The sequence below is a fragment of the Geodermatophilus sp. SYSU D00684 genome (assembly GCF_054050455.1).
Window position 1 is genome coordinate 81,087 of sequence record NZ_JBJGZI010000015.1, and the last position, 13,764, is coordinate 94,850.

14 protein-coding genes are annotated in these 13,764 nt (G+C 77.2%); 5 read left to right on the forward strand and 9 right to left on the reverse strand.

From position 1 onward, the window contains the following. Window positions 1-33: 33 nt before the first annotated feature. Complete coding sequence (locus tag ACI79L_RS12835; protein WP_456927667.1) at window positions 34-399, forward strand: hypothetical protein; 366 nt, start codon at window positions 34-36, stop codon at window positions 397-399. Beyond that, window positions 392-865: a hypothetical protein gene (locus ACI79L_RS12840; RefSeq protein ID WP_456937161.1), complete on the forward strand. Its 474-nt coding sequence runs from the start codon at window positions 392-394 to the stop codon at window positions 863-865. Before ACI79L_RS12835 ends, ACI79L_RS12840 begins: the two co-directional genes overlap by 8 nt. 4 nt (window positions 866-869) lie before the next feature. Here ACI79L_RS12840 and ACI79L_RS12845 read toward each other — a convergent pair whose 3' ends face one another. Further along, window positions 870-1,733, reverse strand: a complete 864-nt coding sequence (locus ACI79L_RS12845) for a hypothetical protein (protein ID WP_456937162.1) — start codon at window positions 1,731-1,733, stop codon at window positions 870-872. A gap of 243 nt (window positions 1,734-1,976) precedes the next feature. Between ACI79L_RS12845 and ACI79L_RS12850 the strand changes: the two genes are divergently transcribed. Continuing rightward, window positions 1,977-4,253, forward strand: a complete 2,277-nt coding sequence (locus tag ACI79L_RS12850; RefSeq protein ID WP_456937163.1) for a SpoIIE family protein phosphatase — start codon at window positions 1,977-1,979, stop codon at window positions 4,251-4,253. Window positions 4,254-4,273: 20 nt separating this feature from the next. Here ACI79L_RS12850 and ACI79L_RS12855 read toward each other — a convergent pair whose 3' ends face one another. Together ACI79L_RS12855 and ACI79L_RS12860 are read right to left on the reverse strand one after the other, a co-directional pair. After that, window positions 4,274-4,774 (reverse strand): flavin reductase family protein, encoded by a 501-nt coding sequence (locus tag ACI79L_RS12855; RefSeq protein WP_456937164.1) that lies wholly within the window; start codon window positions 4,772-4,774, stop codon window positions 4,274-4,276. Beyond that, window positions 4,771-5,715: a hydroxymethylglutaryl-CoA lyase gene (locus tag ACI79L_RS12860; RefSeq protein ID WP_456937165.1), complete on the reverse strand. Its 945-nt coding sequence runs from the start codon at window positions 5,713-5,715 to the stop codon at window positions 4,771-4,773. Before ACI79L_RS12860 ends, ACI79L_RS12855 begins: the two co-directional genes overlap by 4 nt. Window positions 5,716-5,845: 130 nt before the next feature. On the opposite strand from ACI79L_RS12860, the gene ACI79L_RS12865 reads away from it, so the two are divergent. After that, window positions 5,846-6,736 carry a diguanylate cyclase domain-containing protein gene (locus ACI79L_RS12865; protein ID WP_456937166.1) on the forward strand — a complete coding sequence of 297 codons (891 nt, stop codon included), beginning with the start codon at window positions 5,846-5,848 and terminating at the stop codon, window positions 6,734-6,736. Window positions 6,737-6,773: 37 nt separating this feature from the next. Here ACI79L_RS12865 and ACI79L_RS12870 read toward each other — a convergent pair whose 3' ends face one another. Then, complete coding sequence (locus ACI79L_RS12870) at window positions 6,774-7,427, reverse strand: hypothetical protein (protein ID WP_456937167.1); 654 nt, start codon at window positions 7,425-7,427, stop codon at window positions 6,774-6,776. A gap of 140 nt (window positions 7,428-7,567) precedes the next feature. On the opposite strand from ACI79L_RS12870, the gene ACI79L_RS12875 reads away from it, so the two are divergent. Next, the gene (locus ACI79L_RS12875; RefSeq protein ID WP_456937168.1) at window positions 7,568-8,425 is read left to right on the forward strand and encodes a DUF559 domain-containing protein; all 858 of its coding nucleotides are present in this window, start codon (window positions 7,568-7,570) and stop codon (window positions 8,423-8,425) included. 40 nt (window positions 8,426-8,465) lie between these two features. Here the strand turns inward: ACI79L_RS12875 and pgm are convergent, their stop codons facing one another. The 5 genes from pgm to ACI79L_RS12900 form a co-directional block, all read right to left on the reverse strand. Continuing rightward, on the reverse strand, window positions 8,466-10,100 hold the full coding sequence (gene pgm / locus ACI79L_RS12880) for a phosphoglucomutase (alpha-D-glucose-1,6-bisphosphate-dependent) (protein WP_456937169.1): 1,635 nt from the start codon (window positions 10,098-10,100) through the stop codon (window positions 8,466-8,468). Between the two features lie 43 nt (window positions 10,101-10,143). After that, on the reverse strand, window positions 10,144-11,856 hold the full coding sequence (gene bluB / locus ACI79L_RS12885; protein WP_456937170.1) for a 5,6-dimethylbenzimidazole synthase: 1,713 nt from the start codon (window positions 11,854-11,856) through the stop codon (window positions 10,144-10,146). After that, window positions 11,853-12,170, reverse strand: coding sequence for a hypothetical protein (locus ACI79L_RS12890; RefSeq protein WP_456937171.1), 318 nt, complete (start codon window positions 12,168-12,170; stop codon window positions 11,853-11,855). Before ACI79L_RS12890 ends, bluB begins: the two co-directional genes overlap by 4 nt. 98 nt (window positions 12,171-12,268) lie before the next feature. Continuing rightward, window positions 12,269-12,655, reverse strand: coding sequence for a DUF4190 domain-containing protein (locus tag ACI79L_RS12895; RefSeq protein ID WP_456937172.1), 387 nt, complete (start codon window positions 12,653-12,655; stop codon window positions 12,269-12,271). Between the two features lie 211 nt (window positions 12,656-12,866). Then, window positions 12,867-13,715: an alpha/beta fold hydrolase gene (locus ACI79L_RS12900; RefSeq protein ID WP_456937173.1), complete on the reverse strand. Its 849-nt coding sequence runs from the start codon at window positions 13,713-13,715 to the stop codon at window positions 12,867-12,869. Window positions 13,716-13,764: the final 49 nt, after the last annotated feature.

Genomic DNA, 13,764 nt, shown 5'->3' on the forward strand with positions numbered 1-13,764 from the left:
GCTCCCCCGGAGGGCGCGCGATCATGGGAGGCGATGAACGCCCTCCTCGTCTGGTCGGCCACGGCGGTGGCCCTGCTGGTCGCCCTCGCCGGCCTGGCGTCCACCCTCGCCCGCCGCCGCATCGGACTGCTGCACCTGGCCGGCGCCGCGGTGCTCGAGGTGCTGCTCGTCGTCCAGGCGGTGGTGGCGGCGGTGGCGCTGGCGGGCGGGCAGCGGCCTCCGGAGACGGCGACGTTCGTCGGCTACCTGGCCGGCGTCGTCCTGCTGCCGGTGGCGGGGGTGCTGTGGTCGCGCACCGAGCCCAGCCGCTGGGCGGGGACGGTGCTGGCCGTGGCGTCGCTGGTCACCGCGGTCATGGTGTGGCGGCTGGTGCAGCTGTGGGAGGCCCCGGGTGCCTGAGCGGGACGCGCGGGGCACCTCGCCGGGCGGGACCGCCGCCGGGCCGGGCCGGGTGCTGGTGGCCGTGTACGCGGTCTTCGCGCTGGCCGCCGGCGCGCGCGCCGGCGTGCAGCTGGCCACCCGCTTCGACGAGGCGCCGGTGGCCTACCTGCTGTCGGCCCTGGCCGCGGTGGTCTACCTGGTCGCCACGGTCGGGCTGGCCCGCGGCGGGCGGGCGGGACGGCGGACCGCCGTCGTCGCGTGCTCGGTGGAGCTGGCCGGCGTGCTGGTGGTGGGCGTGCTGTCGCTGGTGGACCCGGCGGCCTTCCCCGACGAGACGGTGTGGTCGGCGTTCGGCCGCGGCTACGGGTTCGTGCCGCTGGTGCTGCCGGTGCTCGGCCTGCTGTGGCTGCGCCACCAGGCCGAGGTGGCGGCGGGGGAGGAGGCGGCCGGGACCGTCCCCGAGGACGGTCCCGGCCGGTCCTGAGCGGTCAGAAGTCGCCGCCCCCGAAGTCGCCGCCGAAGTCCCCGCCGCCGAAGTCGCCCCCGCCGAAGTCCCCGCCGCCGTCGAAGCCACCGTCGTAGCCGCTGTCGGCCCCGCCGGCGAAGTCGGCACCGGGGTCGCCGCCGTAGTCCCCTTCGGAGGCCGCGTAGTCGCCGCCGCCGTCCCCGCCGCCGTCGCCGGCCCCGGCGCCGTCCTGGTAGCCCTCGGCGTAGGCCTCCTCGTCGCCGCCGCCGAACAGGCCGCCGTCACCGAGGCCCGTGTCGAACAGCGCGTCGGCGACCGCCGTCCCGACGACGAGGCCGCCGATGGTGCCGAGCATGCTGCCGCCGATCGAGCCGGCGAAGCCGCCCATCCGGGGCCCGTAGCCGCCGCCGTAGCCGTACCCGCCGCCCCCGTAGCCGGGGCCGTAGCCGGGTCCGTAGCCAGGCCCGTAGCCGGGTCCGCCGCCGTAGCCGCCGCCGAAGGTCCGCTCGAGGAACCCCGGCTGGCGGAGCTCGGCGCGGGTGGCGACCCGGGCGAGGGTCTGGGCGTCGTCGCTGCGCGGCCGCTCGGACGCCGGCACGCCGGCCGCGAGCTGGGTGAGCACCTCCTGCCGCTGCTCCGGGGTGAGCTGGGCGAAGGCCTCCGCGTGCGCCTGCTCGATCTGGTCCGGCGGTGCGGTCCTGAGCAGGTAGCGGTAGCGCTCGACGGCCTGCTGGTCGGTCAGCGGGCGGTCCCCCGAGGCCCGCGGGGCGGCGGACGGGGGCGGTGCGGCGGGCGGTGCAGCGGGCGTGGCGTAGCCGTCGTAGCCCCCGTAGGCCGGGGGTTCGGGCGCGCGGCGCCGGCCGAGGAGCCGGTCGAGCAGTCCCATGGCGTCTCCCTCCCGAGTGGTCCCCGGAGAGGTGCCCATGAGGGCGCAGGGCACACCTGTCCGGGCAGGTCACCTGCCGGTCGGGAGCGGTCCGCCGTCGACAGCCGGTAGATTCGTTGCGTGCGACCGGACGGCCACCGACCGCGGGAGGGGCAGGGCCCGCCCCCCGGCGTGCTCCCCGGCCCGACCGGTCCCACCGACTCCCCGCCCGGTGACGGCATCCCCCCGCGCACCCGCGCCGCCGTGGCCGAGGCCACGGCACCCGCCGGGGACGGCGCCGGCGACCGGCAGGCCGGCATCGTCAGCGCCGCCACCGCCGTCGTCTCCGGGCACCGCGGGGACCACTCCGCCTCCACGGCGCTGCCCGCGGTCCTGGCCGACGTCCCGGTCGCGGTCCTGCTCATCGACCAGGAGTCGGGCGCGGTCACCTACGCGAACACCGCCGCGGTGGAGATGGCCGGCAACGTCCGCCTCCCGGTCGACGTCGACACCTGGGGCGCGTCGGCCGGTCTCACCGACCTCGGCGGCGCGCCGCTCGCGCGCACCAGCGGCCCTCTGTCGCTGGTGGCCCAGGGCCAGCCGGTCACCGGCGAGGCGGTGCGGCTCTCGCCGGGCCGCAGCACCGACGCCGGCCGGGCCCGGGAGGACGACGGCGACGCGGACCGGCTGCTGTGGGTGACCGGCTTCCCGCTGTCGCAGCCGGGCAGCGGGCAGCGGCTGTCGCTGGTGGTGCTGCTGGAGGTCGAGAAGGCCGGCGGCGAGGACGCCGACGCCGAGCTGCAGGCGCTGCGCGAGCGGGCCGTGGTGGCCACCGACATCGCGTTCACCATCACCGACCCCCGCCAGCCGGGCAACCCGCTGGTCTGGGTCAACCCGTCGTTCACCCGGATCACCGGGTACTCCTACGAGGAGTCGGTGGGCCGCAACTGCCGCTTCCTGCAGGGCCCCAGCACCGACCGGGCGACCGTCGAGCGGATCCGCGCGGCCCTGCGGGCGCGGGAGGCGGTCACCGTCACGCTGCTCAACCACCGCCGCGACGGCACCGCCTTCTGGAACCAGCTCGCGATCAGCCCGGTGTTCGACGGCGACGGCGAGCTGGTCAGCTTCGTCGGCGTGCAGACCGACGTCACCGAGCGGGTGCGGGTGGAGGCCGAGCGGGAGGCCGCCTTCGCCGCCGAGCAGGCGGCCCGGCAGGAGGCCGAGCTCGCCCGGTCGGTCGCCGAGCAGGCCCAGCGGGACGCCGAGCAGGCGCAGCGCGACGCCGAGAGCGCCCAGGCCCGGCTCGCGCTGATGGCCGAGGCGACCAGCGCGCTGATCGCCACCCTCGACATCGCCGACGTGCTCGACCGGCTGGCCGCCCTGTGCGTGCCGCAGCTGGCCGACTGGACGGTCATCACGCTCGTCGACGAGTCCGGCGAGGTCCGCGAGCTGGTCTCCCGGGACCGCGAGCACCAGCGGACCGACCTGCGCCGCTTCGACGCCGGGCACGCCCTCCGGCTGCCGCCGGACTCGCCGAGCCAGCGCAGCATCACCACCTCGCGCGCGGTGCTGGTCGAGCGGCTGCCCGAGCGGCTGGACGACGCCACCGCCTCCCCGGTGGCCCGGGAGATCGCCGGGCGGCTGGGCGCGGCGTCGGCGCTGAGCGCGCCCATGGTGGCCCGCCGCCGGACCCGCGGGGCGATCACGCTGGTGCGCACCTCACCGGAGCGCCCGTTCACCCCCGACGACGTCGGGCTGGTCGAGGACCTCGCCCGCCGGGCGGCCCTGGTCATGGACAACGTGCGGCTCTACCAGCAGGAGCACGCCGTCGCCGACACCCTGCAGCGGTCCCTGCTGCCGGACCTGCCGGAGATCCCCGGGCTGGAGGCCGCCGCGCACTACGTCAGCGCCTCGACCGCCGCCGACGTCGGCGGGGACTTCTACGACCTGCTGCAGCTGCCCGACGGGTCGGTCGGGATGGTCGTCGGCGACGTCGTCGGCCACGACGTCGCCGCGGCCGCTGCGATGGGACACCTGCGCGGGCTCATCCGCGCCTGCCTCTGGGACGCCCCCGACCCGTACCCGAGCACGGTGCTCACCCGGGTGGACCGGCTGGTGCAGGGGCTGCGGGTCGCCTCGCTGGCGACGATGGCCTACCTGCGCGCCCTCCCGCCGGACGGGCCCGGCGGCGCCTGGACCGCGCAGCTGGCCAACGCCGGCCACCCGCCGCTGCTCCTGCGCTCACCCGACGGGTCCGTGACGCCGGTCGACGGCGTGACCGGCCTGCTGGTCGGCGTCGACGCCAGCGCCGAGCGGCGGACGCGGACCCTGCGGCTGCCGCCGGGCTCCACGGTGCTCGCCTACACCGACGGGCTGGTGGAGACCCCCGGCTCGGACCTCGACCAGGGGATCGCCGCGCTGGTGGAGCGGCTGTCGGCCACCCCGGCCGACGCCTCGCCCCGCGACCTGTGCGACGCCGCGGTCAGCGGCACCCTCGACGGCCGCGACGACGTCGCGCTCATCGCCGTCCGCTTCGGCTAGCGGACACCCGGAGGGGGCGTTCAGCCCCCGTTGTCCTCCACGAACCCGTAGCGGCCGCGGTGGAACAGCAGCGGGCGGCGGCCCGGATCGGCGCCGAGGTCCAGCACCCGGGCGGCGACGATGGTGTGGTCGCCGCCGTCGTACTCCGCCCACAGCGTGCAGTCGATCCACGCGACGACGCCGTCGAGCACGGGGGAGCCGTGCCGGCTCGGCCGCCACGGGACGCCGGCGAACTTGTCGACGCCCGAGCGGGCGAACGCCGCCGACAGCCCGGACTGGTCCTCGGCGAGGACGTTGACGCAGAACCGGCCGATGTCCCGCAGCCGCGGCCAGGTGCTCGACGTGCGCGAGGGCGCGAGCGCCACCAGCGGCGGGTCCAGCGACAGCGAGCTGAACGACTGGCAGGTGAAGCCGATCGGGCCGCCGTCGCTGTCCGCGGTGACCACGGTGACGCCGGAGGCGAAGTGGCCGAGCACGTCCCGCATGACCCGCGGGTCGACGACCTCCGCCGGACCGCTCACGCCGTCGTCCCGGCCGCCGCCCGGGGGACCGAGCGGCCGCCGGCGCGGTACAGGGAGCTGGGCAGCTCGTGGCCGACCGCGGACTCGGTGACCCGCGCGGCGGCCAGCAGCGCGTCCAGGTCGATCCCGGTCCGCACGTCGGACTCCTCCAGCCAGTAGACGAGCTCCTCGGTGGCGATGTTGCCGCTCGCGCCGGGCGCGAACGGGCAGCCGCCGAGCCCGCCGACGGAGGCGTCGAGCTGGGTCACCCCGGCCTGGACGGCGGCCAGCGCGTTGGCCTGGCCGGTGCCGCGGGTGTCGTGGAAGTGCACGGCGACCGGGGTGCCGGGGCAGGCGCGGCGGACGGCGTGCAGCAGTCGGACCACCCGCGCCGGCGTCGTCGTCCCGATGGTGTCGCCCAGGCACAGGGCGTCGGCGCCGGCGGTGACCGCGGCGCGGCAGACGTCGACGGTGCGGGCGATCGGGGTGCGCCCGTCGAACGGGCAGTCCCACGCGGTGGCGACGACGACCTCCAGCGAGCCGCCGACGCCGTGCGCCAGCGCTGCCACCTCGCCGACGCCGGCCAGCGCCTCGGCGGTGGAGCGGCCGGCGTTGGCCCGGCTGTGCCCGTCGGAGGCGGACACGACCAGCTCCAGGTGGGCGAGGCCGGCGTCGACCGCGCGGACCGCGCCGCGGGGGTTGGCGACCAGCGCCGACCAGTGCACGCCCGGCCACCGGGACAGCTCGGCGGCCACCCGGTCGGCGTCGGCCAGCGCCGGGACGGCCTTCGGCGACACGAACGAGGTCACCTCGATGCGGCGGACGCCGGTGGCGACCAGCGCCTCCAGCATCGCGAGCTTGCCCTCGAGCGGGACGGGGGCCTCCAGCTGCAGCCCGTCCCGCATGCCGACCTCGCGGACGTCGACCGCCGTCGGCAGCACCAGGTCGAAGTCCGACGACACCGCTGCCCTCCTGTCTGCTCGCCCGGACGGGGGAACCCGACCATCCTGCTACGTGATGGGGTTCCACGTGGAACGCAGGAGGTAATGACTGGGGTCGGTACACCGAGCCGAGGTGCGGGAGGGAGGCGCCGTGGACCTGGGTGGTGCCACGGGCACCCTGCCGCCCCCCGACCTGGGCAGCGCGTTCACGAACTCGCCGATGGGCGTGGCACTGAGCACCCCGGAGGGTGTGCTGATCGAGGCGAACGCCGCGCTCGGCGAGCTGCTCGGCCGCGACCCCGAGACGCTGCGCGGCACGACGCTGTTCGCCGTCACCCATCCCGAGGACGTGGCCGGGGCGGTCACCGTCTGCGCCGGCCTGCAGGAGAGCCGCGGCCGGGCCCGGCACGAGTGCCGGATGGTGCGGTCCGACGGGGAGGTCGTGCCGGTCCAGGTGACGTCGTCCTGGGTCGACGGCACCCCGGGCGTCAGCGCACCGCACCTGGTCCTGGTGGTCGAGGACGTCACCGAGCGCAAGGCGATGGAGGCGCGGCTGCTGCACCTGTCGGCGCACGACCCGCTCACCGGGCTGCCCAACCGACTGCTGTTCCGCGACCGGCTGCGGCACGCGCTCGAGCGCGGCCACCGCGAGCACACGCCGACCTGCGTGCTCGTGCTCGACCTCGACGGGTTCAAGGCGGTCAACGACCAGTTCGGTCACCCCGTCGGTGACGCCGTCCTCGTGGCCGTGGCCGGGCACCTCGCCTCGGTGCTGCGGGCCAGCGACACCGCGGCCCGCCTGGGCGGCGACGAGTTCGCCGTCGTCTGCGAGAACACCGAGCGGGCCGACGCCGAGGTGCTGGCCGCGCGGCTGCGGGAGGACTTCCCCGGCTCGCTGACCATCGGCTCGACCACCGTGCGGGTGGGCCTGAGCATCGGCATCGGCTCCGTCGACGGCGGCGTGGACCCGGAGGAGGCGCAGGAGGCGGTGGTCCGGGAGGCCGACGCGGCGATGTACGCCGACAAGGCCCGCCGCCGCTGAGCTCCCTCGGGCGCCGCTCCTCCTGGGCGCGGCTCCCTCAGGCGCGCGAGCCGGCCCAGCCCACCGTGCCGGGCAGCCGGGCGAACACCGCGGTCAGCACCGGCAGCGGCAGCGCGAGCACGAGGAAGACGGTGAAGCCGGCGATGTCGTCGGCGTGCTGCGACGCGGCCCCCACGACGAGGGCGAGGAACAGGACGGCGACCGAGGCGAGCGCGGAGGCGAACAGGACCGTGGGGGAGTGCCGGCCCAGCAGCCGCGCCGCCCCGGTGACCAGCCCGGCCGCGCAGGGGAGCCCGAGCAGCAGCGTGACGGTGATCGGGTCGTCCTCGGCGCCGGTGAGCACCGCGACGAGGAGGGCCAGCGACACCAGCGCGGTCAGGCCGCCGGTGACGAAGCCGAGCACGGCCGCGGTGGTCGCCGTCCCCGGCCGCCCGGGGCCGTGCGGCCACGCCGGAGGCGCGAGCGGCACCGCCGCCCAGCCGGGGCCGTACGGGGCCGGCGGCAGGGAGGGCGGGACCTGCCCGTAGGGCGGCACGGCGCCGTACGGGGGCGGTGCGCCGTAGGGGGAGGGGGCGCCGTAGAGCGGCTGGGCGCCGAACGTGGGCTGGTTGCCGTACGCGGGCGGCGGGGGCGGGGGGACGGACCCGGGCGGGACGACGTCCCACTCCTGCTCGTACGGCTGACCGGTCATGCGCCCAGTCTGCGGCCGCCGCACCCGCGCCCTCCGTTCCCGGCCCCGTGTCCACACCCGAGAGCGGCAGAAATGGCCATTTCTGCCGCACCTGTGGACGACGGCAGCGAGGGGTGGGCCGGTCGGTCCACCCTCTCCCGGTGCCCAGCGCCGCCCGCTTCGTCACCGGCGTCTTCGTCGGCAGCCACGCCGTGTCCAGCGGCGACCTGACGCCGCGGCAGCTGCGGTCGTTCCGCCGCGTCGTCCAGGGCGTCTACGCCGATCCCGCGCTGCCGTTCGACCACCGGCTGCGCTGTGAGGCGGTGGCCCTCCTGCTGCCTCCTGGCGCGGTCATCGGCGGCAGCTCGGCAGCGGGCTGGCACGGCGCTCCGTGGCCCGGGCCGAACGACCCCGTCACCGTCCTGCGGCCCGCCGACGTCGAGTGGAAGGGCCCTCGTGGGGTGCGGGTGCACCGGACGGCGGTCGGCCCCGACGAGGTCGAGGTGCGTGACGGCATCCCGCTCAGCACCGCGCTGCGCACGTCCTGGGACGTCGCCGCGCTCGAGCCCCTGGGGACCGCGGTCGCCGCCCTGGACGCTCTGGTCAGGGCGGGCTCCGTCTCCCGCGCGGACCTGTCGGCCGGCGTGCGCGCGGGCTCGGGACGGTGGGGCGTGACCAGGGTGCGCCGGGCGGTGTCCCTGGTCGACCCGCGGGCCGAGTCGGGTCCGGAGTCCCGGGTGCGGGTGGCGCTCGTGACGGCCGGCCTCGCGCCCGAACCGCAGTTCGAGGTCCGGCACGCCGGCCGCTTCGTCGCCCGGGTCGACCTCGCCTTCCCCGAGGCGCGGCTCGCGATCGAGTACGAGGGCGAGCACCACTTCGACGGCGTCCAGATCGTCCGCGACGACGAGCGCCATGCGCGGCTGACCGCGGCCGGCTGGCGGGTCATCCGCCTCAGCGCGGCCGACCTCCGCGTCCTGGACGCCGTCCTCCGGCGTGTCCGGGCGGCGCTGGCCGCCTGACCCGGGCGGCAGAAGTGGCCATTTCTGCCACCCGCTCCGGTCAGACGCCGAGGGCGGCGCCGACGACGGCGCGCGCCTCCTCCTGCACCTGCGCGAGGTGGTCGGGGCCGCGGAAGGACTCCGCGTAGACCTTGTAGACGTCCTCGGTCCCCGACGGGCGGGCGGCGAACCAGGCGTTCTCCGTGACCACCTTCAGCCCGCCGATCGCGGCGTCGTTGCCGGGCGCGCGGGTGAGCTTGGCGGTGATCGGCTCGCCGGCCAGCTCCGTGGCGGTGACGTCCTCCGGCGACAGCTTGCCCAGCGCCGCCTTCTGCTCGCGGTTCGCCGGGGCGTCCACCCGCGCGTAGGCCGACGCGCCGTACCGCCCGGTCAGCTCCGCGTGCAGCTGCGACGGCGAGCTGCCGGTCACCGCCTGGATCTCGCCGGCCAGCAGCGCGAGCAGGATGCCGTCCTTGTCCGTCGTCCACACCCCGCCGTCGCGGCGCAGGAACGACGCCCCCGCGGACTCCTCGCCGCCGAAGCCGACCGACCCGTCGAGCAGTCCCGGCACGAACCACTTGAACCCGACCGGCACCTCGACCAGCCGCCGCCCCAGCCCGGCGACGACGCGGTCGATCAGCGACGACGACACCAGCGTCTTGCCGACGGCGACGTCCTCGCCCCACTCCGGGCGGTGCGCGAACAGGTAGGAGATCGCCACGGCGAGGAAGTGGTTGGGGTTCATCAGCCCCGCGTCGGGGGTGACGATCCCGTGCCGGTCGGCGTCGGCGTCGTTGCCGGTGGCGATCGCGTAGTCGGCGCGCTTGCCGATGAGCGAGGCCATCGCCGACGGCGACGAGCAGTCCATCCGGATCTTGCCGTCCCAGTCGAGCGTCATGAACCGCCACGTGGGGTCGACCAGCGGGTTGACGACGGTGAGGTCGAGCCGGTGCCGCTCGGCGATCGCCGCCCAGTAGTCCACCGACGCCCCGCCGAGCGGGTCGGCGCCGATCCGCACCCCGGCCGAGCGGACCGCGTCGAGGTCGAGCACCGCCGGCAGGTCGTCGACGTAGGTGGCGACGTAGTCGTAGCGCTGCGCCGCCGCGTGCGCCCGGGCGAACGGCACCCGCCGCACACCGTCGAGCCCCGCGGCGAGCAGCTCGTTGGCGCGGTCGGCGATGACCTTCGTGGCGTCGGTGTCGGCCGGGCCGCCCGACGGCGGGTTGTACTTGAAGCCGCCGTCGCGGGGCGGGTTGTGCGACGGCGTGACGACGATGCCGTCGGCGAGACCGCCGGTCTTCCCCCGGTTGGCGGCGAGGATCGCGTGGCTCACCGCCGGCGTGGGCGTGTACCGGCCGGCGGCGTCGACGAGCACGGTCACGTCGTTGGCGACGAGCACCTCGAGCGCGCTGGCCCACGCCGGCTCGGACAGCGCGTGGGTGTCGCGGCCGAGGAACAGCGGCCCGTCGTACCCCTGCGCCGCCCGGTACTCGCAGATCGCCTGGGTGGTGGCCAGGATGTGCGCCTCGTTGAACGCGGTGTCGAACGCCGACCCGCGGTGCCCCGAGGTCCCGAACGACACCCGCTGCTCCGGCTCGGCCGGGTCGGGCACCAGCGTGTAGTAGGCGGTCACAAGCGAGGCGACGTCGACCAGGTCGGACGGGGCGGCCGGCTGGCCGGCGCGGGGATCGGTCACGCGCCGATCCTGGCCCGACCGGGGCCCGGCTGGCGACCCGGCGTCACCCCACCCGGGCGGTCGCCCGGCGCACCCGGAGGCCGTCGAGCAGCAGGCCGGCGGCCAGCGCGGCCCCGGCGCCCTCCCCGGCGCGCAGCCGCAGGTCCAGCAGCGGCTCCAGGCCGAGGGCGTGCAGCACCAGCTCGTGCCCGCGCTCGCGGCTGCGCTGCCCGGCGACCAGGCAGGCCTGCGCGCCGGGCTCGAGCAGCACGGCGGCCAGCGCGGCCACCGAGACGGCGAACCCGTCCAGGACGACGGGGGTGCGCGCGGCCGCGGCGCCGAGGACCGCCCCGGCCAGCACGGTGAGCTCCGGCCCGCCGAGCTCGGCCAGCGCCCGCGCGGGGTCCGGACCGCTCCCCGCCCGGGCCAGCGCGGCGGCCACCACGGCGCGCTTGCGCCCGAGCACCTCGCTGTCGGCGCCGGACCCCAGCCCGGTGACCTCGGCGGGGTCGGCGCCGAGCAGCCCGGCGGCCAGCGCGGCGGCGACGGTCGTGTTGCCCACGCCCACCTCGCCGAGCGCGAGCAGGCCGTCGCGGGCGCCCAGCTCCCGCCCGGCGGCCAGCAGCCGCTCGACGTCGGCGGCGGTCAGGGCGGGGGCCGCGGCCAGGTCGCCGCGCGGGCCGGCGGGGCGGGCGTCCACCGCGCCGGGCAGCGGGTCGCCGTCCACCCCGGCGTCGACGACGACCGTCGTCAGCCCGGCCGCGGCCGCGGCGGTGGCGCCGACCGAGGTGCCGGCCAGCGCGGCGCGGACGACGTCGCGGGTGACGTGCCCGCCGTAGGCCGAGACGCCGAGCGCGGCGACCGGGTGGTCGGCGGCGGCGAGCACGAGCGCGCCGCCGGTGACGTCGCCGCGGCCGAGGGCCACCACGCGGTCCACCGCGCGGTCGAGCACGCCGAGCGAGCCCGGGGGAGTGAGCAGGCGGTCGGCCTCGTCGCGGGCGCCGACGACGTCCTCGCGGCCGGGCGCGCGCAGGTGCGACGGGGGAGCGGGTGGGCCGCCGTCGTCGGCGGGCCAGCGGTCCTCCAGGACGACGGCGTCCAGCGGCAGCCGCCGCGACCAGCCGGCGCGCTCCAGCCCGGGCGCGGGCGGGCGCTCGTCGGGCCAGCCCAGGCACAGCCAGCCGAGGGTGGCCACGCCGTCGGGCAGGCCGACCAGCCCGGCCAGCTCCTCGGGACGGAACAGCGTCACCCAGCCCATGCCCAGGCCCTCGGCGCGGGCGGCCAGCCACAGGTTCTGGATGGCGGCCGCGCAGCTCCACAGGTCGGCGTCGGGGAAGGTCGCGCGGCCCAGGACGCCGGCCGCGGGGGTGCGCCGGTCGCAGCAGACGACGATCCCCAGCGGCGCCTCGCGCACGCCCTCGAGCTGCAGGTCGAGCAGCCGGCGGGCGGCGTCGGGCTCCATCTGCGCGGCCTGGCGCAGCCGCTCGCGGTCGGTGAGGACGGCGGCGCGGTCCCGGACGGCCGGGTCGCGGACGACGACGAACCGCCACGGCTGGCTGTGCCCCACCGACGGGGCGGAGTGCCCGGCGGCCAGCACCCGGCGCAGGACGTCGTCGGGCACCGGGTCGGGGCGGTACCGGCGGACGTCGCGGCGGGCGGCGACGACGGCGTAGAACCCGCCGGCGTCGTCGGGCATGGCCCAGCCGGCGGGGTCGCCGGCCCGCTCGGCGGCGGACGTGGCGTCGCCGATGAGCGGGACCGGCCGGGGATACGTCACGGGTGCTGCCTCCGCAGCCGGGCGGGGGCCCGGCGGGCCCAGGCCTCGTCCAGCAGACCGGCGACGACGGCCGGGTCGGCCGCGGCGAGGTCGACCCGCACGCCGGAGAGCCGCTCGCCCCACCACAGCAGCGACACCGCGCCGCCCTCGGCCGCGCGCGCCTCCGACTCCCCGACCATGACGTTGAGGATGCCCGGTGCCCACAGCGTCGCGAGCACGGCGGTCCCCAGCCGGAAGGACGGGCGGCCGTGGTGGTCGGCCTCGGTGACCTCCGGCAGCGCCAGCGCCAGCGCGCGGACGTCGTCCTCGGTCATCGACACGGCACGGCCGGCGGGCTGCTCACACGCTCAGCGTGGCAGCGATCCCCGGCAGTGCCGGGGGTCGCGGTGCACGACCTCGGCGCGACGGGGACTCAGGCGTTCGCCGCGACGCCCACGAGGAGTCCGACCGCGATGAAGCCGATCCCCACCCAGCCCAGCACGATGCCGGCGATCGCCATGCCGTCCCCGCCCTCGCCGCGCTCGCGGATCTGGCCGCGCGCGACGTAGCCGAAGACGAGGGCCAGGACGCTGCCGATCCAGTAGAGCCAGAGGATGCCCAGCACCATCGACGCGATGGCCAGACCGTTGGTGCGGCGTGGGACGGGGTAGCCGAAGGGCGGGTACCCGTGGCCGTACGGTCCGGGCGGCGGACCGTACGGGCCGTGCGGCGGGCCACCCGCGGGCGAGCCGGGGGACGGCCCGTACTGCGGCCACCCCTGCTGCCCGGTGCCGTACCCGGGCGCCTCCCACTGCGTCATGTCCGTCCTCCCCGTCCCGATCCCCGCGGGAGCGGACGGGCGTCCGTCGTCCCGGCGCGGGTGCGGAGGGCAGGCTACGGAGCCGCGGGCCACGGGCCCAGCTCCGCCACCCCTGACGGGTCAGACGGCGGGCAGCCCGTGCACACGTCCGCGGAGGTGCTCGCTCCGCGGCGGCGACGGGCCCCGCGCGACGTCCCCCGCGGGAACGTCCTCAGCCCTCGACGGCGTCCAGGAAGCGGCGCAGCGTCTCGAGGAAGACCTCGGGCTGCTCCGAGTGCACCCAGTGGCCGGCGTTCTTCACCTTGACCAGCCGGGTCGAGGGGAACAGCTCGTCCATCCGCGCGCGGTCCTCGGGCAGCACGTAGTGGCTGTTCGCGCCGGCGACCCAGAGCACCGGGCCGTCGAAGGTGGCGCCGGGCGGCGGGTCGGGGAAGCCGCGCAGCTCGCCGAGGTCGCGCTCGAGGGTCTCCAGGTTCAGCCGCCACCGCCAGCGGCCCGAGCCCACGCCCTCGCGGACCAGGCTCTGCAGCAGGAACGACCGCACCATCGTGCTGGGCACCGCCTCGCGCAGCGCCCGGTCGGCGTCCTCGCGGGTGCGCAGCGCGCCGAGGTCCACCGCCCGCATCGCGGCGATGTAGGCGCCGAACGGCGAGGCCTCCTCGTCGGGGTCGTCGGTGCGGCCGCCGGTGAGCGGGTACTCGACCGGGGCGATGTCGACGACGACGAGCGCGCGCAGCAGCTCCGGCCGGCGCAGCGCCAGCTGCATCGCCACCTTGCCGCCCATCGAGTGCCCGACCAGCGTCGCCGGCTCGCCGGAGGACTCCAGCTCCGCGGCCACCAGCCCGGCCATGTCCACGTAGTCGACCCGGTCGGTCCACGGCGAGTGCCCGTGGTTGGGCAGGTCGAGCAGCGTCACCCGGTGGCGGTCGGCCAGCCCCTTCGCCGCCGTCGTCCAGTTCTTGCCCTGGCCGAACAGCCCGTGGACGAACACCACCCGCGGCCCGGCCTCGCCGACGGTGCGCGCCGCCAGCCGCTCGTCGGAGGGCGCATCGGCGGTCACCCGGCGATTCCACCAGATCCGCGGGCGACGGCGACCTACCGTGCCGGGG